This is a genomic window from Pyramidobacter piscolens W5455 (assembly GCF_000177335.1).
Classification (GTDB): domain Bacteria; phylum Synergistota; class Synergistia; order Synergistales; family Dethiosulfovibrionaceae; genus Pyramidobacter; species Pyramidobacter piscolens.
Genome location: NZ_ADFP01000019.1, coordinates 1 through 20,815, shown reverse-complemented (window position 1 = coordinate 20,815; position 20,815 = coordinate 1). Strand labels below are relative to the sequence as shown.

Annotated in this window: 16 protein-coding genes; 12 read left to right on the top strand and 4 right to left on the bottom strand. The window is 62.5% G+C overall.

What is annotated here, in order from left to right:
* The 3 genes from HMPREF7215_RS13470 to carB form a co-directional block, all read left to right on the top strand.
* The coding region (locus tag HMPREF7215_RS13470) for a dihydroorotase (RefSeq protein ID WP_009163804.1) at positions 1-806 on the top strand (806 nt) is incomplete at its 5' end.
* A 49-nt stretch (positions 807-855) separates the two neighbouring features.
* On the top strand, positions 856-1,959 hold the full coding sequence (locus tag HMPREF7215_RS01460) for a carbamoyl phosphate synthase small subunit (RefSeq protein ID WP_040550082.1): 1,104 nt from the start codon (positions 856-858) through the stop codon (positions 1,957-1,959).
* Positions 1,946-6,040: a carbamoyl-phosphate synthase large subunit gene (gene carB, locus HMPREF7215_RS01455; protein WP_009163802.1), complete on the top strand. Its 4,095-nt coding sequence runs from the start codon at positions 1,946-1,948 to the stop codon at positions 6,038-6,040. The genes HMPREF7215_RS01460 and carB overlap by 14 nt, the downstream gene beginning before the upstream one ends.
* 68 nt (positions 6,041-6,108) lie before the next feature.
* Here carB and HMPREF7215_RS01450 read toward each other — a convergent pair whose 3' ends face one another.
* Entirely contained in the window at positions 6,109-6,732 is a 624-nt protein-coding gene (locus HMPREF7215_RS01450; RefSeq protein WP_040550080.1) for a flavodoxin family protein, read from the bottom strand.
* A 172-nt stretch (positions 6,733-6,904) separates the two neighbouring features.
* On the opposite strand from HMPREF7215_RS01450, the gene rfbA reads away from it, so the two are divergent.
* Complete coding sequence (rfbA, locus tag HMPREF7215_RS01445; RefSeq protein ID WP_009163800.1) at positions 6,905-7,792, top strand: glucose-1-phosphate thymidylyltransferase RfbA; 888 nt, start codon at positions 6,905-6,907, stop codon at positions 7,790-7,792.
* Between the two features lie 102 nt (positions 7,793-7,894).
* Here the strand turns inward: rfbA and HMPREF7215_RS01440 are convergent, their stop codons facing one another.
* Together HMPREF7215_RS01440 and HMPREF7215_RS01435 are read right to left on the bottom strand one after the other, a co-directional pair.
* Entirely contained in the window at positions 7,895-9,001 is a 1,107-nt protein-coding gene (locus HMPREF7215_RS01440) for a M20/M25/M40 family metallo-hydrolase (RefSeq protein ID WP_009163799.1), read from the bottom strand.
* Positions 8,998-9,648, bottom strand: coding sequence for a nuclease-related domain-containing protein (locus tag HMPREF7215_RS01435; protein ID WP_009163798.1), 651 nt, complete (start codon positions 9,646-9,648; stop codon positions 8,998-9,000). The genes HMPREF7215_RS01440 and HMPREF7215_RS01435 overlap by 4 nt, the downstream gene beginning before the upstream one ends.
* 233 nt (positions 9,649-9,881) lie before the next feature.
* On the opposite strand from HMPREF7215_RS01435, the gene HMPREF7215_RS01430 reads away from it, so the two are divergent.
* The 3 genes from HMPREF7215_RS01430 to HMPREF7215_RS01420 all read left to right on the top strand — a co-directional run bounded on the left by HMPREF7215_RS01430 (position 9,882) and on the right by HMPREF7215_RS01420 (position 14,299).
* Positions 9,882-11,456 carry an AbgT family transporter gene (locus HMPREF7215_RS01430; RefSeq protein ID WP_009163796.1) on the top strand — a complete coding sequence of 525 codons (1,575 nt, stop codon included), beginning with the start codon at positions 9,882-9,884 and terminating at the stop codon, positions 11,454-11,456.
* Positions 11,457-11,939: 483 nt separating this feature from the next.
* Positions 11,940-13,556 (top strand): ATP-binding protein, encoded by a 1,617-nt coding sequence (locus HMPREF7215_RS01425; protein WP_009163794.1) that lies wholly within the window; start codon positions 11,940-11,942, stop codon positions 13,554-13,556.
* Entirely contained in the window at positions 13,553-14,299 is a 747-nt protein-coding gene (locus HMPREF7215_RS01420) for a response regulator (RefSeq protein ID WP_009163793.1), read from the top strand. Before HMPREF7215_RS01425 ends, HMPREF7215_RS01420 begins: the two co-directional genes overlap by 4 nt.
* A 577-nt stretch (positions 14,300-14,876) precedes the next feature.
* Here HMPREF7215_RS01420 and HMPREF7215_RS01415 read toward each other — a convergent pair.
* The gene (locus tag HMPREF7215_RS01415) at positions 14,877-15,581 is read right to left on the bottom strand and encodes a B3/B4 domain-containing protein (RefSeq protein ID WP_009163791.1); all 705 of its coding nucleotides are present in this window, start codon (positions 15,579-15,581) and stop codon (positions 14,877-14,879) included.
* A gap of 453 nt (positions 15,582-16,034) precedes the next feature.
* Here HMPREF7215_RS01415 and HMPREF7215_RS13035 point away from each other — a divergent pair, with 453 nt between their 5' ends.
* The 5 genes from HMPREF7215_RS13035 to HMPREF7215_RS12225 form a co-directional block, all read left to right on the top strand.
* Entirely contained in the window at positions 16,035-16,181 is a 147-nt protein-coding gene (locus tag HMPREF7215_RS13035; RefSeq protein WP_009163789.1) for a type I phosphoribosyltransferase, read from the top strand.
* Complete coding sequence (locus HMPREF7215_RS01410; protein ID WP_009163788.1) at positions 16,172-16,507, top strand: cupin domain-containing protein; 336 nt, start codon at positions 16,172-16,174, stop codon at positions 16,505-16,507. Before HMPREF7215_RS13035 ends, HMPREF7215_RS01410 begins: the two co-directional genes overlap by 10 nt.
* A 246-nt stretch (positions 16,508-16,753) precedes the next feature.
* Complete coding sequence (gene hisS / locus HMPREF7215_RS01405) at positions 16,754-18,025, top strand: histidine--tRNA ligase (RefSeq protein WP_009163787.1); 1,272 nt, start codon at positions 16,754-16,756, stop codon at positions 18,023-18,025.
* 73 nt (positions 18,026-18,098) lie between these two features.
* Positions 18,099-19,907, top strand: coding sequence for an aspartate--tRNA ligase (gene aspS / locus HMPREF7215_RS01400; protein ID WP_009163786.1), 1,809 nt, complete (start codon positions 18,099-18,101; stop codon positions 19,905-19,907).
* A 147-nt stretch (positions 19,908-20,054) separates the two neighbouring features.
* Positions 20,055-20,815, top strand: a 761-nt coding sequence (locus HMPREF7215_RS12225; protein ID WP_009163785.1) for a ribonuclease III family protein, incomplete at its 3' end; no start/stop codon positions are given.

Here is a 20,815-nt window from a genome sequence, read left to right as displayed (position 1 = left end):
GACTTTGGCCGCTGCCCGCGGCGCTGCGCGCCGACGGCACGATGGCCGAGATCGGCCTGATGGCCCAAGACGGCGAAAATCTGTTCTGCGTGCCCGAAGGCTTCGAAGACTGGCGGCGGCTCCGCGCGCTGTTCTGCTACGCTTCCGGCCTGAAGTGCCGCCTCGCCGTGAGACCGTGCCTGAACGAGCTGTGCGTTTCGGGGCAGATCAACGACGGCGACGCGGCCGACCGGCTGGGCATGAAAGGCGTCCCCGCCGTGGCCGAAGCCGTCGCCGTGGCGGCGGTTCTGACGCTGGCCGGCGAATGGGGCGTGCCGCTGCACGTGCGCGGCGTCAGCTGCCGCGCTTCGCTGGAAGCGATCCGCGCGGCGCGGGACGGCGGGCGGGACGTGACCTGCGACGTGCCCTTCATGAACCTGCTCTATACCGAAGACGAGTACGACGCGGCGTCCCTTGACGGCGCGCTCAAAGTCTGGCCGGTGCTGCGCGGCGCGGACGACCGCGCCGCGCTGTGGCAGGCGCTCGACGAAGGGCTGGTCGCGGCGGTCGTGAGCAACCACTGCGCGCGCAGCGCCGATCAGCTGAGCCTGCCCTTCGAGGAGATCCCCTTCGGCAGCGAGAAGCTGGACGGAGTTCTGCCCGCGCTGCTGAACGGCTGGGAGGCGCAGGGACGCCCCTGCGGCGTCGCCGCGCTGCTGGCGGCTCTCGGCGAAGGGCCGGCGAAAGTCCTCGGCCGTCCCGCCGCCGGGCACACGCTGCTGGTCTGCGCCGAGTCGGGCTGGCGGGCGTTTTACGAAAGCGAATGACCGCGGACGAAAAACGGCGCCGCGCGGCGGCGCGGACGGAGAAAAGAGGATGAGGCCTTTGAGAGAAAAAGCTTTTCTGGTGCTGCAAAACGGGCGCGTTTTTGCCGGAGAGCGCTTCGGCGCCGTCGGCGACGTGACGGCGGAGATCGTTTTCGCCACGGGCACGACCGGCTATCTGGAAACGCTCACCGACCCCAGCTATCACGGGGAGATCGTCGTGCAAACATTCCCGCTGATCGGCAACTGCGGCGTCATCCGCGAGGATTTCGAAAGCCCGCGCCCGCGGCTGAGCGCGTATGTCGTGCGCGAGCTGTGCGACGCTCCTTCGAACTTCCGCAGCGGCGGCAAACTTGACGATTATCTTCGGGAAAGCGGCGTGGCCGGACTTGCCGGAGTGGATACGCGCACGCTGACGCGTATCATCCGCGAACACGGCGCGATGAACGCCGCGATCTGCTCGCGTCTGCCCGAGGACGTGCCGGCTTTCGCGGCGGACTTGGCGAAACGGCGGCTGTCGAGCGACGTCTTCTCGGTGACCTGCGACAAGCCCTTTATCCTCAACCCCGACGGCACGCGCCACATTGTGCTCTGGGACTTCGGCTGCAAAGGCGGCATTGCCCGCGCGCTGACGGAGCGCGGCTGCCGCGTCACCGTGGTACCGGCGGGCACGGCGGCGGTGAAGATCCTTGCCCTGCGCCCCGACGGCGTGCTGCTGTCCAACGGTCCCGGCGATCCCGCCTCCTACCGCGGCATCGTCGAGAACGTCAACGCCGTGGCCGAGACGGGGCTGCCCATGTTCGGCATCTGCCTTGGCCATCAGATTCTGGCCCTGGCCCGCGGCGCGCGCACGGTGAAACTGAAGTACGGCCACCGCGGCGAGAACCAGCCCATGCGCGAAACGGCGACGGGGCGCCTGCTGATCACCAGCCAGAACCACGGTTACGCGGTGGAGAGCGACAGCGTTCCGGCGGAGAACCGTCTGAGCTACGTCAACGTGAACGACGGCACCTGCGAGGGCATCGACTACGGCGGCGTCAACGCGTTTTCCGTGCAGTTCCATCCCGAAGCCTGTGCCGGGCCGCAGGACGCGGCGTTCCTGTTCGACCGTTTTTTGAAAAATTGCGAGGAGGCCGTCCGCCATGCCGCTCGATAAAAAACTGAAACGGGTGATGATCATCGGTTCCGGTCCGATCGTGATCGGCCAGGCCGCCGAGTTCGATTATGCCGGCACCCAAGCCTGCCGGGCCCTGCGCGCGCTCGGCATCGAGGTGATCCTGGTCAACTCCAATCCCGCCACGATCATGACCGACAGCGACATCGCCGACAAGGTCTACATCGAACCGCTGACGGTAGAGATCCTGAAGCGTCTGGTCGAGAAGGAACGCCCCGACGGACTGCTCTCCACCATCGGCGGCCAGAACGGGCTGACCCTGTCCATGCAGCTGGCCCGGGACGGCTGGCTTGAGTCGAAGGGCGTCAGACTGCTGGGGGCGTCGCTGGACACGATCGAACGCGCCGAGGACCGCCAGCTTTTCAAGGACATGCTGGAGAAAATCGGCGAACCCGTGATCCCCTCGGCGATTGCGACTCGCGTGGACGAAGCCATGAACTTCGGCGCCAAAATCGGTTACCCCGTCATCATCCGCCCCTCCTTCACGCTGGGCGGCACCGGCGGAGGCATCGCTCACAACGCCGCGGAGATGGAGCAGCTCGCGCGCCGCGGCCTGGAAGTTTCGCCCGTGGGACAGATCCTCGTGGAACGCAGCGTCGCCGGCTGGAAAGAGATCGAGTTCGAAATGATGCGCGACGGCGACGACAACTGTATCGCCATCTGCTCCATGGAGAACCTCGATCCCGTAGGCGTGCACACCGGCGATTCCATCGTCGTGGCGCCGGCGCTGACGTTGGCCGATAAAGAGTACCAGCTGCTGCGCAGCGCGGCGCTCCGCATCGTGCGCGAGCTCGAGGTGCAGGGCGGCTGCAACGTGCAGTTCGCGCTCAATCCCGACAACTTCGAATATGCCGTGATCGAAGTCAACCCGCGCGTGTCGCGCTCTTCGGCTCTGGCCTCCAAGGCGACCGGTTACCCGATCGCCAAGGTCTCGGCGCAGATCGCCATGGGGCTGCGCCTTGACGAGATCCCCAACGCCGTCACCGGCAAGACGTCGGCTTTCTTCGAGCCGGCGCTGGACTACGTGGTGGTGAAGATGCCGCGCTGGCCCTTCGACAAGTTCAGCAGCGCCACGCGCACGCTGGGACCGCAAATGAAAGCCACCGGCGAGGTGATGGCGATGGCGCCGACCTTCGAGGAAGCGTTGCTCAAATCGCTGCGCGGCGCCGAGATCGGCATGGATTCGCCGCGTCTCGCTTCCCTGAAGGGACTCGGCGACGATCAGGTCGAGGCCTGCCTGCAAGAGCCTACCGACCAGCGGCTGTCCGTCGTGTACGAGGCCTTGGGCCGCGGCGTTTCGGTCGATCATGTCCACGACGTGACGAAGATCGACCGCTGGTTCCTCTGGAAACTGAAAAAAATCCTTGCCGTTGAGAGCGCTTTGCAGAAGTGCGGCGGCTCATTGACCGAGGATCTGTACGCCGGCGCCAAGGCGGTGGGCTTCCTCGACCGCACGATCGAGAAGCTTTCGGGCGCGAAAGTGGAAAAACATCAGGCGCCGGTCTACCGCATGGTCGATACCTGCGCCGCCGAATTTGCCGCCGAAACGCCTTACTTTTACGCCGCCGCCCCGGTTTCGGGCAGCGAAGACGAAGCGGCCGGATTCATCGCCCATCGTGACGGCCTCACGACCTCCAAAGGGACCGTCGTCGTTCTCGGCAGCGGGCCGATCCGTATCGGCCAGGGCATCGAGTTCGACTACGCCGCCGTGCACTGCGTGTGGGCGCTGAAGCGCCTGGGGTACACGGTCGTGATGATCAACAACAATCCCGAGACGGTCAGCACCGATTTCGACACGGCCGACCGCCTTTACTTCGAACCGCTCACGCCGGAGGACGTGATGGACATCATCCGTCTGGAAAGGCCTCTCGGCGTGGTCGTGGCCTTTGGCGGGCAGACTGCCATCAAGCTGACGAAATCCCTCAGCGAAAACGGCGTCGCCATCCTCGGCACCAGCGCCGACGCCATCGACGCCGCCGAGGACCGCGAGCGCTTCGACGCGATTCTGAACCGCTGCGGCATCGCCCGCCCCAGGGGGCATGGCGTGGAAACGCTGGAGCAGGCGCTCGACGCCGCCCGCGACATCGGCTACCCCGTGCTCGTGCGCCCGTCCTACGTGCTGGGCGGCCAGAACATGATCATCGCTTACGACGACGAGAGCGTCAGCAATTACATGCGGCGCCTTCTCGCCATCGGGACCGATGGCCCCGTGCTGATCGACAAATACCTCGAAGGCACCGAGGTGGAAGTCGACGCCGTTTGCGACGGGACCGACGTGCTGATTCCCGGCATCATGGAACACATCGAGCGCGCCGGAGTCCATTCCGGCGACAGCATCGCCGCCTATCCGGCCTGGAACCTTTCTGGCCCCGTCACAGAAAAGTTGGTGGAGAGCACAGCCCGCATCGCCCTCGAACTGGGCGTGAAGGGACTGGTCAACATCCAGTACGTGATCTACAACAACCAAGTTTACGTGATCGAGAGCAACCCCCGCGCCAGCCGCACGATCCCTTACATCAGCAAAGTCACCGGGCTGCCGCTGGTGGATATCGCCACGCAGGTGATGCTCGTCACGCTGACGCCCGACGCGCCGAAGCTGCGCGACCTGCCCTGCGGCACGGGCCTGTACCGACCCAGCCCTTACTGCGCCGTCAAGGTGCCCGTGTTCTCCTTCGAAAAGCTGAGCGGCGCCGATGTGCAGCTGGGGCCGGAGATGAAGTCCACCGGCGAAGTGCTCGGCGTGGGAAAAAATCTCGAGGAGGCCCTGTACAAAGGATTGATCGCGGCCGGTTACGCCGTGCGCCATCACGAACCGGGCGGCGTGCTGATCAGCGTGCAGGACCGCGACAAGCCGGAGATCGTGGAACTGGCCCGTCGCCTCGCTTCGCTGGGCTGCCGCCTTTACACCACCGGCGGCACCGCCGAGTACCTGAAAAGCCGTGGCATTCGCAGCGCCTCGGTGGGCAAGATCAGCCAGGGCAACCGCGATATTCCTTATCTGCTCGATCAGGGACGCGTGCAGTACGTGCTCTCGACCAGCTCGCCCGACAGCAGCGAGCGCGCCGACGCTCAGGTGCTGCGCAGCAAGGCCATCGAGCGCCGCGCCGCCTGCATGACCAGCCTCGACACGGCCCGCGCTCTCGTAGACTGTATGGTCAGCGGTTACGACGAGGGCAACGTGGAGCTCGTCGACATGGCCCATTTGCCGGATCGCAAACGTCCCGTCCGTTTTGTCAAGATGCATTGCGGCGGCAACGAATATATCTATGTCGATGCAATCCGCCAGAGCGTCGCCGAGCCGGCCAGCCTCAGCGTGGCCCTGTGCGGGCGACGGCGCAGCGTCGGCGGCGATGGCCTTGTGATCGTCGCCCCGCCCCGGGGAAAAGCCGACGCGCGCATGACCCTTTACGATGCCGACGGCACGCGCGCCCGCATCGGCGGCAACGCGCTGCGCGGCGTAGGCAAATATCTTTACGAGAAACTGGACGTGAAGAAAAAAGATCTGTCGATCGAAACCGACGACGGCGTCAAGGCGCTTCGCCTTTACGACCGCGACGGCGAGATCTACAGCGTCGAGGCGCTGATCGGCCGACCCGATTTCGACCCCGCGCGCGTGCCCGTCACGCTCAACGCCGACGGCCGGCCCGTGGTCAGTCAGTACTATTCCTGCGGCGGGTTCGATGACCAGATTACCTGCCTGTCGCTGGGCGACCCGCAGTGCGTGATTCTGACCGACGACTGCGACGGCGCGGAACTGAACGTGGAAGGCCCGTTGATGGAGCGCGCGGAGATATTTCCGGAAGGGACCAACGTCAGCTGCGTCAGCGTTGCCGACCGCCACACGCTGCGGGTGCGCACATGGGAGCGCCGCATCGGCGAAACCATGAGCTGCGGCACCTCGGTCTGCGCCGCGGCCGTCGTCGCGGCCAGGCTGGGGTTGGTAGACGAAGGCGAGATCTCCGTGAAGACGGCGGGGGGGCTGCTGGTCGTCCGGCTCGCGCCTGAAGGGATATTCCTGATCGGCGGCGTGGACTGCGATTTTGAGGGTGTCATCGAGATGTAGGCCGCGGCAGGACGACATAGGGGTTTCGGCGCCAGGCCGAAACCCCTATGTCGTATGCGCGGTGAAATTCAACCGATGAAGTGCGTCCAAACGTGTTCCTCGTAGGCCGGCGCGGGAATGCCGGCCTTCTGCCCGGCTTCGATGGAACGGAGCATCCAGGCCATGTTGACCCCCAGCGTGCGCATGGTCTGAAGTCCCTCGGCGTCCTGGCGCACGTCGTCGGGCGTGAAGCCGTGCACTTGGTTCCAGTACTGCGAACCGACAACGAACATGTTGCTGATCAGAAAGTACTGATTGAGCCGCTCGAACGAGGCTGTGGATCCGCCGCGCCGGCAGGACACCACGGCCGCCCCCAGCTTGCCGGCCATGCGGTCGCCGCCGGCGTAGAAAAGGCGGTCGAGAAACGAACACAGGCGTCCCGTCGCCCCGGAATAGTAGACCGGCGAGCCGGCCACGATGGCGCCGTAATCGTCGAGCTGATCCAGCACTTCGTTGACCTGGTCGCCGAAGACGCAGAGTCCCGTCGCTTCGCAGCGGCCGCAGGAGGTACAGTCCTGCATGGGCTTTGTCCCCAGCCAAAGCAGGTCGCCGGCGACGCCCGCGCCGTCCAACGCCTTTTGCAGTTCGGCCAGCGCGGTGAAAGTGCAACCTTCCCGATGCGGGCTGCCGTTGATTAAAAGCGCTTTTTTCATATGAAATCCCCCCATGGAATAGATTCTCCACCGGAATTGTACCACGCTTCGCCTTCCGTCGTTTTCCCGCGGGCGCACAGACGGAAAGGGAAAATAAGCAAAATCGTGTGCTGGATATTTTAAGAAAATTAGATATAATGTAAGAGAACATCACTGTGAAGGAGGCCCGCTCATGGCCAGAAAAGGAGTAATTCTCGCGGCCGGTCTCGGCACCAGGCTCCATCCCATGACTTTAGCCGTGAATAAACAGCTTATCCCCGTTTATGACAAACCGATGATCTATTATGCGATCTGGGTGCTGATCAAGGCGGGGGTGCGCGACATCATGCTCGTCACGTCCGAAGTCGACAAAAACAGTTTCGAACGGCTGCTCGGCGACGGCTCCCGTTTCGGCATCCATATGCATTACACGGTTCAATACGTGCCCAACGGTCTGGTCGACGCGTTTGTCCAGACGGAGGATTTTATCGCCGGCGATCCCTGCGTGCTGATCCTCGGCGACAACATCTTCTACGGTTCCGGGTTCCCCGCCATGCTCAGCAAGGCGTCCGCGCAGATGGAGGGTGCCACCGTTTTCGGCGCCAACGTGCCCGATCCGGAACGTTTCGGCGTCGCTTCTTTCAACGAAGAAGGCAAGGTCCTGACGCTCGAGGAAAAGCCTGTACATCCCAAATCGAACTGCGCCGTCGTCGGCCTGTATTTCTTCGACGGCAAGGTCATGCAGTACGCCCACGAGCTGCGCCGGCAGATCCCGGCTGACAAGGAAGTGTCGATCACCGACGTGAATCGCGTTTACATGGAGCAGGGCAAGCTCGACTTGCAGGTGTTCCCGCAGGGATTTGCGTGGCTCGACTCCGGCACGTACGACAGTCTGCTGGAGGCGTCCAATTACGTGGCGCGCGTCGAGCGCGAGCAGGGGCACATGATCTGCTGTCCCGAGGAGGCGGCTTACAGCGCCGGATTTCTCGCTCTCGAAAAGCTGCGCGAGTACGGCGAGGCGGACAAAAACAACAATTACGGCCGCTATCTGACGAAGCTTTACCATCAGTTCAAGAAGTGATTTCCGCTGGCAAAAACAAAGGCGGGGAGGAATGTTCCATGTGGAACATTCCTCCCCGCCTTTGTCTATGCGCCGCAGCGGCCGGACGCGGAAAACTTGCGGTCAGTCGGTCATCAGACGCAAGACGAGCCTGGCCGTGTCTTCGAGATTTTTGACGGTGATCGTTTCGTTGACGGTGTGCACGTCTGTCATGCCGGTGCCGAGCACGACGGGCGTGATGCCGGAAAGCGCCATCACGTTGGCGTCGCTGCCGCCGCCTCCGTCGACGCGGCGGACCGGGCAGCCGATCGCCTCGCAGGCCGCGCGCAGGCGCTTCATCAGCGGATGATCGTCGGGGCACGCGAAGCTGACGTAGGTCGTCTTCAGCTCGCAGTCGAGCGTGGCGCCAAGTTCGTCGCAGGCTTTCCGCAGGCAGTCGCGCATGTGCGCGGCCTGGGCGTTGAGCTTGTCGAGGTTGCGGCTGCGGACTTCGGCGATAATTTCGGCTTTGGCGGGAACGATGTTGGTCGCGCTTTCGGATTTGAACGTGCCGATGTTGCAGGTCGTCTCCCCGTCGACGCGCAGCAGGTTCATGGCCGCGACGCCGCGGGCGGCCGCCTGGATGGCGCTGATGCCTTTTTCCGGCGCCAGGCCGGCGTGGGCGCTGCGCCCCGTGACGACGGCGTGCAGCTTGATCTGGCCCGGCGCGTTGGGGACAATCGTGCCGACGTCGCCGGCGCCGTCGAGGACCACGGCTTCCTTGCCTTTGACCTGGCTGAAATTGAAGTTCTTGGCGCCCAGCAGGCCCTGTTCCTCGCCGATGGTGACGACGATCTCGAAGTCGTGGCAGGGCAGCCCTTTTTCGCGGACGACGGTCAGCGCCTCGACGATGCCGGCGATGCCCGCCTTGTCGTCGGCGGCGAGGATCGTGTCGCCGCCGCTGGAAATGACGCCGTCTTTGACGACGGGGGCGACGCCTTTCCCCGGCGCGACGGTGTCCATGTGGCACGAGTAGATCAGCGGCTCGCCGGGCAGCGTGCCCTTGTAAAAGGCGTAAATGTTGTTGCCGGTGGAGCCGGTTTTGCTCCCGGCGTCGTCGGTGCGTACCTCGCAGCCGAGGGCTTTGAGGTCGGCGACGAGCCGCTCTTCCATGGCGCCTTCGTCGAAGCTTTCGCTGTCGGTCCGCGCGTAGGCGCAGAAGTTCTTTACCAGTCGTTCGCTGTCGATCATGATTTTCTCTCCTCTTTCGATTCTGCAAGCGCAAGGGCCTGGATGATTCCGTCCCGGGCGGATCGGTCCATGGCGGACTGCTCCGGCTGAGAATGATACCACTTTTTCAGGTCGCCGTAAGCGACGGCGCTGACGCCGCCCTCAAGGCTGAGGCGGGGGGAGTCGAACGGGTCGGCGAAAACGGCCAGCGGCCGCGCCGTTGCGGCGAGCCCCTGTTCCTCCAACTGGGCGGTCAGCGCTGCCGCGGCCGAACGCGCTTCCGTCAGCGGATTGGGGATGCGGCGCGTTTCGTTGTTGTCCTCGACTCTCCACTCCGGGCTTCCCGCGCTGCCGAAAACCCTGATTCCCCAGCCGATGCAGCGCAGCGCGAAGATCCCGCGCGACGAGACCAGGAGGAGGTCGGCTTTTCCTCCCGGCACGGCAAACCGGCCGGCATCCAAGACGGCGCCGTCTTTCTTGCAGAGCCTGCGCAGCTTTTTGCCGACGCGTTTCGCCGCGGCGGCATCATGGCGCTTTGTGCCGATGCGCTTCGCCAGAAAAACGAACGCGAGAGCGCCGGCCGCCATGAAAAAGAAAAACCACGCATAGTCCGAAACGGAATGCAGTTTCCAAAGGCGCAGATTCATGCCCAAAAAATTGATTCCCATGAGACCGGCCCCTCTCCTGCGAGTAAGATTTCAACCTGAAATTTCGGGATCTCCGCTATTGTAGCACAGCCGCTTGATAAAGCATGCGGAAATTTTTATTGTAGTTTCGTATCCTCGTGTGATATAATTTCCAAAAGCAAGCCCAAGATCGGGTTCATCGGCGCTGGGAGCTCGAGAGGGGCCTGTGCGGCGTTATCAATCACTTTTATCTTTTTGAGGGGGGTCAAAGAAACATGACTGACACTGCAGTAGCGAAGAGATCGTGGGTAGACCGCTTTTTGGACGGCATCGAGCGCGTGTGCAACAAATTGCCGCCGCCGGCCATCCTGTTCTGCTGGCTCTTCCTGATCGTCGCCGTGATCGGCGCCATCTTCACCGTGACGGATTTCTCGATGATCAATCCGGCCATTTCGGATCCCGCCAAGGCGGTCGTGAAATCCCAGAATCTTTTCTCCGCCACCGGACTTCAGTGGCTTCTCGACAACATGGTCAAGAACTTCACCGGCTTCGCGCCGCTGGGGCTCGTCATCACCATGACGCTCGCCATTGGCATGTGCGAGGAGTCCGGCCTGCTTTTGGCCATGCTCAGCAAGTGCATGAGAAACGTTCCGCCCGCTCTGGTGCCCTTCGTGATCGCGTTCCTTGGCACCGTCGGCAACATTGCTTCCGACACCGCCATGGTCGTGATCCCGCCGATGGCCGCCATCGTTTACATGGGCGTGGGCAAGCATCCCGTCGTCGGCATGATCAACGGTTACGCCGGCGCCCAGGCCGGGTTCACCGCTAACCTGATGATCGCCGGCACCGACTCCCTGCTTCAGGGGCTGACCAATCAGGCCATCAAAGGCTTTATCCCCGACAGCACGTTCACGGTCGACGTGACCTGCAACTGGTTCTTCCTGATCGCCTCCACGTTCCTCTGCACTCTCGTTATCGGCGGCGTCTGCACCTGGCTCGTCGAGCCCCGCTTCGGCAAGTACGAGGGCGGCGCCGACGACGCCAAGATCGAAGAGCTGACCGACAACCAGAAAAAGGGACTGCGCCGTGCCGGATGGGTGGCGCTGGCTTACGTTGCGTTGCTGGTCCTCGGCTTCTTCTTCGGCCCGCTGGCCAAGATCATGCCCGACGGCAGCCGCGCCTTTGTCGGTTCGCCCATGCTCAAGGGGCTGATCCCGCTTCTGTTTTTCTTCTTCGCGCTGCCGGGCATCGTGTACGGTTATTCCGCCGGCACGATCAAGAACAGCGGCGACCTCAACAAAGGCATGGTCAAGCAGGCCGCGGCCATGGGCGGCTACGTCGTGTTCTGTTTCTTCGCCGGACAATTCAACATGCTGTTCAACTGGACCAAGCTGGGCACCATGCTCGCCATCGGCGGCGCCGATTTCCTCAAGGGCATCGGCTTCACGGGGACGTCCATGTGCGTCGCCTTCATTTTGCTGGCGATGGTCGTCAATCTTTTCGTCGCCTCCGGCTCGGCCAAGTGGGCCATCTTCGCTCCCATCTTCGTGCCCATGTTCATGCTACTCGGCTACCATCCCGGATTCACCCAGCTGCTGTACCGGCTCGGCGACTCTCCCACCAACTGCTTCACGCCGATGAGTCCCTATATCTGGATGGTCCTGAGCGTCGCGCAGGCCAAATACATGAAGGACATCAAGATCGGCACGCTCGTGGCCAATCTCGTGCCGATCGCGTTCTTCATGCAGATCGCCTGGATCGTCTTCTTCATCGTTTGGGATTACTTCGGGCTGCCGATCGGCCCCGGCGTCTACGCCACGCTGCCCGCCGGCGTCCTGCCGCCGATGTAGAGATTCCCGTCGTCCCCTCGACGACGATTCATGATTCCGGCCTGGAAACGCGGCGCCGCCTTTTTCGGCGGCGCCGCGTTTTTTGCGGCCCTCACGAACTTGCGGCGTTACGAGGCGAATCTTTGGAGGCGCTTCGAATCACCGCGTTGCCAGTGAAGTTTCTTTGATTGAAAATGCGCATTATTCAGGTTTTATCATTTTAGTTATTGCGTTTCCTCAGGAGGGTATGATATTATACATACTAAGTAAATGAGAACTCCGGGACAAAAGGACGCCGGAGGGTGAAATTTTTGCTCCACCGTCGGGTGTTGCGCGATTTTCTGCGGATATGGAACGTTATCGCCATGATTGATAGTTATTGTTCTTTTGGGATGGAATTAAAATCTCCCAAAAGTGCTAAAGTATGATAAAATAACTTTCATGTGGACAGGCGCTTCCGGCTGGCCGTCGGCGCACTTCTTACGAAGAGTTTGGGAGACGAACATGAAAACAGGCAAGAATGCCCGCGTCATGCTTCTATCGCAGAAGCTCATGCTGGGCAGCGTCATTCTTGTGTTTCTAGCGATCGGTTTTACGATCGTGATGGTCCTGCGCCTCAATCTGAAGCTTCAAAGCCACCGGACCGAGACGACGCTGCACGACCTGGGCGAGATGGTTGCCGCCAATCCGCTGGTCATTCAGGCTTTCAAGGAAGACCAGAGCAGCGAGGAATTGATCCTTTATCTGGACAATCTCATCAAAGGACTGCGCGACGTCGACGTGATCACGTTGGCGGACATGCGTCTCCGGCGTTTGTACCACGTGAACCGTTCCCGCATCGGCGAGAATTTCGTCGGTGGTGACGAAGAGCGGGTGCTGAGGGGAGAACGCTACTTTTCCCGCGCCGTCGGCTCGCTGGGCGACCAAAAACGCTATTTCGTACCGGTTTTCGACGCGGAGACGCAGAAAGAGATCGGTTTCATTGTGGTCGCCTCGCTGATGACCAACATCGCCTCGCAGCGCCGGGAGATCTACGAAGCGCACTTCCGCACGTTCCTGCTGATCTTGGCGACCGGCCTGCTGGCGGCGTGGCTGACGGCCCGCGGCATCAAAAAAACGCTGCTGGGGTACGAGCCGGAACAGCTGTCGAAGTTCTTCCTCGAACGCGACGAAGTCTTGAATTCGCTGGAGGAGGGGATCGTGGCCGTCGATGCGGCCGGCTATATTACGCTGGTCAACAAGGCGGCCGGGACGATGCTCCACATCGCTCCTGAGGATCTGCGCGTCCGGCTCCTCGACGACATTTACCCGCAGATCCGCATCGGCGAAACGTTGGCGTCGGGGGAGCCGCTGTATAACAGCGGCATTATCCTGGGCGACGTCAATATTCTCTGCAACCGCATCCCCATCAGGGAAAACGGGACGCTTCTCGGGGCGGTGGCCATTTTGCGCAACCGTACCGAACTGACCCGCATGGCGGAAGAGCTGACCGGCGTCAACCACATGATCGACGCGCTGCGCAGCAACAGCCACGAGTTCATGAACAAGATGCAGGTGATCCTCGGCCTGCTGCGTATCGGCGAGCCGGAGGAAGCCGAGCGCTACATTACCGGGATCGCCCGGGAACAGTCGGATGTCATCGCGGCGGTCCTGCAGAAGATTCGCAACAAAAATTTGGGAGCCCTGCTCCTTGGCAAAATGTCTCACTGCCGGGAGCTGGATATAGAGTTCAATCTGGTCGGTTCCAGCTCAGTTCCGGCAGTCAGCCAGTTCCTGTCCGGCGACGCTTTTGTAACGCTGGTCGGCAACCTTGTCGAGAACGCCATCGAAGCGGTCAACTCTAAGGCCAAGGGCGAAGGCGACCGTGAGGTGTCTCTGTTAATTCACGAAGATGAGCGAAGCCTGATGGTTACGGTTGACGATACGGGCGAGGGCATGACACCGGAAGAGATTGAGCACGTAAGGCAAGGCGGTTATAGTTCCAAGGGCCGGCATCGCGGCACGGGAATGAGGCTGATTCGTTCCGTGCTTGAGTCGAACGGCGGAGAAATGCAGATAGATTCAGAGAAAGGTGCAGGCACATCCATCACGGTGTGTTTCACCAGGGAGGGAAAACTGTGATTAAGACGATTATTGTTGAAGACGACCCGATGGTTGCGCAGATCAACCGGCGCTATCTTGACACGGCCAACGACATCCAAGTGGCCGCGGTTTTTGATAACGGCAAGGATGCTCTGGCGTATATCGAAGACGAAGAACCCGATTTGATCATCCTCGACGTATACATGCCGGTGATGAACGGCTTGGAACTTCTTCGCGAGATCCGCAAGGCCGATATCCAGTCCGACGTGATCATGGTCACGGCGGCCAACGACGTGAAGAACGTCGAGGAAGCCCTGCGCCTCGGCATTGTGGATTATCTGGTCAAACCCTTCGAGTATGAGCGCTTTATGGAGGCTATCGAAAAGTACCGCAAAAAGGCGCACGTGCTGAAAGACGCTTCGACGCTGAATCAGGACGCCATCGACGCGCTCGTCAGCGTAGGCGCGCCTCAGCCGCAAGCCCCCGCGCGCGATCTGAAGAAAGGCCTTCAGCAGCGCACGCTGGACATGATCCGCTCGCATCTCGACAAGATGAAAGGCGAGACCTGCACCTGCGACACGCTGGCCGGCGTGGTCGGCTTGTCCAAAGTGACGGTGCGCCGCTATCTGAACTACCTTGCCGAGATCGGTGAGATCGACAGCTCCGTCGACTATGAGACCGGCGGGCGTCCCTGCATCAAATACTTTATCCGCCCCGACAGCGTCGAGAAGAAGGATGAGGCGGCGGAAGAAAACGGTTCGGACGGAGAAGAGAAGAAATAGCGTTTTCGATTTTTCCTCCTGCGTGATGGAACCTTCTGCGGTTCTTGCCAAACAAGGCCGCAGAAGGAGATTTCGTGTGGCTCGATTCAATGAAGAGATTGGCAGGCTCCGCGGGGAACGTTCGGTAAGAGAACCCCGCGAGAGTCTTTGTTGTGTTGGGAAAAACCGCATCTGATACTATTTCTTGATAAAAAGCATGAACATAGTTTACTGGGCGCGGCGAGGGAGTTCAGCCGCTCGGAACTTCCTCGACTGCTGCGCAGTCTGCGCCGCTCGCTTTGTGAATTTCCATGCAGCGCCCTTATGCTCGGCTTTTTGATGAAGAAATAGCATGAAGACGGCTTGAAAGAGGCCGTCGTCTTTTTGTGCTTATCGTCGCCGGCTTGGCGCACGAACAGACGAAAATGGCCGCACACATGGGCCCCGGCGGCGCGAACGTGCGCCGCCGGGGCCCATGTGTGCGGCGCGTGCGAGACCGCCGCGCTGGACAGTCGAAAACCTCGCCGCAGCCTCGGCGATGATGCAAGGATGAAGACGGCGCCGCCTGCCGGCGGAATTAGGCAAACAGCGGGCGCGGCTATAGCGTCGTCTCGCGGTGGGAAGCGTCGAGAAAATCGATCTTCACGTCGCGGCAGCCGAAGATGCGAGCGCAGCAATCGGCCAGTTCGCGGCGGGCGGCGAAGATCGCCTCTTTGTTCGCGGAGGCGAAGCCGTCGATGGGGAAGAAGATGTCCTTGGACTGCGGGCCGATCTTGCCCAGTTCGCTTTGCCGCCAGATCCAGCGGCGCGTGCGAATGTTCCGGCCGACCGCGTAGACTGGTTCGCCGGCGGGCACGGGCTCTGCCTTGGCTTCGCCGAAGGGGACGAAGCGGTCGCCCTCGCGCGCGAAGCGCACTTCTATGTCGCCGTCCATCCGGCCGATGTCGTGAGCTCCCATGGGCAATGCGTGTCTGAGCGAAAGCGCGTTGCCGAGATCGACGATGGGATTGATGCGCGGCAGTCCCTTGCCCTTGCCGACGCGGGTGAACATGGCTTCGATGGAACTCATGAATTTATTGGGATTGAGCTCCAGCGCCTGAAAGGCCTGACGATAAGGCAGGATGGCTGGTTCGTCCTTGATTTTTCGTCCTTCGTAGCGGGCCGCGGCAGCGGCGACAGCCTCCTCGAGCATCGCCTCGATCCGCGGGTAAACAGCCGCGTTGTCGATGTTTCTGGCGACCACGACGCCAAAGCAGACGTCGGGAAGTTTCTCGAAAAATTGGGGCGCGACGACGAATTTCATGGGAACATCCCTCCTCAGTGTCGCTTTTCAGCCGATTATACGGATTTTGCCGGAAGAACTCAAGTTCCCGCCCCGTGAGAGGCGCTGCGGGAACGTCTTCCGCGCTTGAATCCGGTTCCGTTCGCGGCTGGCGCTTCATGATGAGCTGGCGCGCCCCTCGTTCCGCGCCTCCGCCTTATCACTCCTGATACCGCTTTCCGATGGGGCGGTCGCGCCGCACGAAACATGCGGCACGCGATTTCATGCAGTTTTCGACGCGCCTCCGGCGCTATGAAGAGGCGGAAGTTCATCGCTCTTTTTAACGAAAACGAGTATGAGCCGCCGGTAAAAAGGCGCTTTCCCCGTTTGCGCGGGAAAGCGCCTTTTCTGCGCGCGGAAGGGGCGGGAGCGTCGCGGCAGCGGTGATATAATGAGGCAAGTTTTCAACTTTATGTGCCGACGGAGGCGTACTTGATGAACTCAGCGGACCGGTACCGGAATACCTGTCAGGTTTCTTGGGAGCAGCTTCAGCGCGACTGCCGCGCGCTGGCGTGGAAACCGATCGACGCGAAATGGGAGCGTGTCGTCGGCATCGCCCGCGGCGGGGAATCATGGAAGTGAAGCGCGGCCGTCTTTTCGACCTGTCGCGGCGCTGCGCGTCCGACGGCGGCGAACTCTTCGACGAACTGGCGGCCGGTCGGGGCTGTCGCGTCGAGCGCATCGTCTCCGTCGGGCAGGCCACGCCCGAGGGCGAGTGGTACGACCAGGACGGCGACGAATGGGTGGCGCTGCTGCAGGGAGAAGCGCGCCTGCTCTGGGACAATGGCGACGAGAGCCCGTTGGCTCCGGGCGACTGGCTTCTGATCCCCGCCCATGTCCGACACCGCGTCGTGCACACGAGCGCCGAACCGCCCTGCGTGTGGATCGCGGTTCATTTTCGGCGCTGAGAATCTTCCCGGGATAAATGTTCCACGTAGAACATTTTTCATGAAAAGATGCCTTGGAGATTCTCCGAACGCCCCGCCGGGATCTTTCCCGCGCCGTTCCGCCTCGTGCGGGTTTTGTGAAAAGAGCCTCTTCCCAGATTCGCGATCTGCGGTATAATATTTGCTTTATAGAAGCTGTGATTTCGCGCGCGGCGGTTCGCGAAGCCGCGTCGCTAAAATTTTTCGATGCGCAGGAGGTACGGATCGATGTCCGAATCTATCAAGGGACCGCGCGGAGTCCGCGATATCCTTCCCGACGAGTCTTGGAAATGGGCCTATGTGCTCGGCCGCGCCGCGGAGACGGCGGGCAGATTCAATTACAGCGAGGTCCGGCTTCCGATCTTCGAGCATACCGAGCTCTTCAGCCGCGGCGTCGGCGACACGACCGACATCGTGGAAAAGGAAATGTACACCTTTACCGACAAGGGCGACCGCAGCATCACGCTGCGCCCGGAGATGACGGCCGGCATGATGCGCAGCTACGTGGAGCACTCGCTCGGCGTGCCCGGCGGCAACCCCGCCAAGCTGTGGGGCGCGGGGCCGATGTTCCGTTACGAGCGCCCTCAGAAGGGGCGCTACCGCCAGTTCTGGCAGCTCGACTACGAGGAGATCGGCTCCGAGAGCCCGCTCGTCGACGCGGAGGTGATCATGACTGCCATCGAGCTGTTCCGCACGCTGGGGATGCGGAACCTCGAGGTGGTGATCAATTCGGTGGGCTGCCCCAGGTGCCGCCCCGTCTACCGCGAAAAGCTGATCGGCTATCTGCAGGGGCGGTGCGGCGAACTCTGCGACACCTGCAAAAGCCGTCTTGAGCGCAACCCGCTGCGCGTGCTCGACTGCAAGGAAGACCGCGAGATCGTCGCCGGCGCGCCCGACATTTTCGACAGCCTCTGCGACGAATGCGCCGAACACTTCAAGACCGTCACCGCGGCGCTGACCCGGCTGGGCGTCAAATACACGCTCGACAAAACGCTGGTGCGCGGCCTCGATTACTACACCAAGACCGCTTTCGAGGTGAAGTCCGGCGACCTCGGCGCGCAGAGCGCCGTGTGCGGCGGCGGCCGCTACGACAATCTGGCGGAGGCGATCGGCGGGCCGCACGTGCCCGGCGTGGGATTCGCGGCCGGGCTCGACCGCGTCATCCTCGTCATGGGCGAGCAGGGCTGTTCGTTCGGCGCAGAACCGGCGCTCGACGCTTACGTGGTCTGTCCGGACGAGACGGCCCGCCTCGACGCCGTGGAGCTGCTTTACGCGCTGCGCCGCGCGGGGCTGAAGGCCGACATGGACTACGCCGGGCGCGGCATGAAGGGACAGATGAAAACGGCGGTTGCCAGCGGCGCCAAAGCGGCCTGCATCCTCGGCGGCGACGAGCTTGCCCGCGGCGTGGCCGCGGTGCGCGACCTGAGCGCGGCGGCGCAGGAAGAAGTGCCTCTCGCCGACGTGCCCGCCCGCGTGGCGTCTCTGGCCGGCACACGTTAAAAGGAGCGAAGCGCCGTTTCGGCGCGGCGCTTCGTTGAACTTTTTTAAACAGACAAAGGGAGTTTGGAGAACAATGCGCAAGGGAATTTTTGATTCAAGCTGGAAGCGAACCGTCAAATGCGGGCTGGTCGGCGAGGAGCTGGTCGGCAAGGAAATCGTGCTCAACGGCTGGGTCCGCAATCGCCGCGACCATGGCGGCGTGATCTTCATCGAGTTGTGGGACAAGTCGGGCAGCGTGCAAGTGGTCTTTACGCCGGAGGTGGACGTGAAGATGCACGCCGACGCCGGCGATCTGCGCAGCGAATACGTGATCGCCGTGAAGGGCACGATGCGCGTGCGCCCCGACGGCATGATCAATCCCCACATGGCAACCGGACGCTGGGAGATGGTGGCGCGCGACTTCCTGCTGCTGTCGGCCGCCGCTCAGATTCCCTTCGAGATCGGCGACGAGACGGAAAGCGTGGACGAAAACCTTCGCCTCACCTACCGTTATCTCGACCTGCGCCGCGAGCGCATGCAGAACAACCTGCGCACGCGCCACGAGGTGGCCCAGTACACCCGCGCCTATCTGAACGGCCGCGACTTCACCGAGGTGGAAACGCCGATCCTGATGAAGTCCACGCCCGAAGGCGCGCGCGACTACCTCGTACCCAGCCGCGTCACGCCCGGTTCGTTTTACGCGCTGCCCCAGTCGCCGCAGCTGTTCAAGCAGATTCTGATGATCTCCGGCATGGATCGTTATTATCAGATCGCCAAATGCTTCCGCGACGAGGACCTGCGCGCCGACCGCCAGCCCGAGTTCACCCAGGTCGATCTGGAGATGAGCTTCGTCACCGAAGAAGACGTGTACGAACTGCTCGAGGGCTACGTCGTCGGCCTCTGGAAAAAGATCCTCGGCGTCGAGATCACGGCGCCTTTCCGCCGCCTCGGCTATCGGGAGGCAATGCGCCGCTTCGGCAGCGACAAGCCCGACCTGCGCATCCCCTTCGAAATTCACGACGTGAGCGCGGCGTTCGAGGGGTGCGGTTTCGCGCCGTTTCGGAGCCTGCTCGCCGGCGGCGGCGTGATCCGCACGATCGCCGTCCCCGGCGGCGCCGCGTGGTCGCGCAAACAGTGCGAGGACGTGGCCGCCGCGGGCAAGAAGCTGGGCGCGCCCGACGTGGCGTTTTTCCAGATCAAGGAAGGCGTTCTCAAGGGGCCGTTGGCCAAATACCTCGACGACGAACACAAGGCGCAGTTCCTCGAAATGGCGCAGGCGCAGGACGGCGACGCCGTTTTCCTGATCGCCAACGTCGACGCCATGCTGGTCGCCACGGTGCTGGGGCAGCTGCGTCTCGACGTTGCCAAAGCCCACGGCCTGGTGCGCGAGGGCTGGGAGTTCCTCTGGGTCACCAACTTCCCGCTGCTGGAATGGAGCCCCGACGAGAACCGCTGGGTGGCCACGCACCATCCGTTCACCCAGCCCAATCCCGAAGATCTGCCGTATCTCGAAAGCGACCCGGCGCGCTGCGGCTCGCGCACCTACGACCTTGTGCTCAACGGCATCGAGGTCGGCGGCGGCTCGATCCGCATCCACGACGAGGAAGTGCAGGAAAAGGTTTTCAAATGTCTGGCCTTCACGCCCGAGGAGGCGCAAAGCCGTTTCGGCTTCTTCCTCGACGCGCTCAAGTACGGCACGCCGCCTCACGGCGGGCTGGCCATCGGCTTCGACCGCCTCTGTATGCTGCTGTGCGGCTGCAAAGGCATCCGCGAGGTGATGGCCTTCCCCAAGACGGCCAAGGCCCAGGACCTGATGGCCGGCGCGCCGTCGCCGGTCGAAGCGCTCCAGCTCGACGAGCTGGGCATCTCCGTGCGCGCGTTCGCCGCCGGAGCGAAAAAGTAATTTTCGCGAAAATCATGAAACGCTGCGCCCCCGTGAAAAGGACGCGGCGTTTTTTTGTGCGGCGGCGCGCGGTGTGCTAGAATCTTCTTGTTTGAAAGCGTCGGGCGCGAATCCGGCGCGTAAAGATCATCGAAAGGAGGTGAACGGATGAACGGAAAAAACATGCCAAAGGAGTTCTGGCAGCGCGCCGACAGCCTGCAGAAGCGCACCGGCTATCAGTTCCGCGATCCCGAGCTGCTGCGCCTGGCCTTCACGCAGCGCTCCGGGGCCGGCGGGCCGAACCCGAGCATGAACAACGAACGCCTCGAGTTCCTCGGCGACGCCGCTTTGAGTCTGCTGGTCGGCGAAGCCCTTTACCGTGAATACCCCGAAGCCGACGAGGGCTTCATGACCATCGAACGCTCCAAACTGGTCTGCGGCCGCAATCTCAGCGCCTGGGGCTACGAGGCCGGCTTCGACCAAATGCTGCGCGTATGCGACGGCGTGGAAGTCTCCGACGCCATGGTGGAGGATTCGGTCGAAGCCGCGGCCGGCGCCTTTTTTCTCGACGGCGGGCTGGACGCCGTGCGCGCGCTGTTGCAGAGCTTCTCCGACTATCCCGACCAGGGCGCGGGCTTCGACTCGCGGCGGCATCTCGAGCGCGACTGCTCGTACGAAAAACTCGGCGCGCCGCGCTACGACACGATGCGCCGCCGCGCCAACGGCAAGATCATCTTCGAAAGCTCCGTCTCGCTCGACAAGGAACCGTCGGGCACGGGGATCGGCGCCGACCGCACCGAAGCGGAACGCAACGCCGCGCGCGACGCCATGTGCCGTCTCGGCCACGCTTCCGCCGGAGAGCAGAAAAAACGCGCCGTCGTGCTGCGCGCCCGCTACCGCCGCGTCCTCGCCCGCCGCGGCCGGACGGA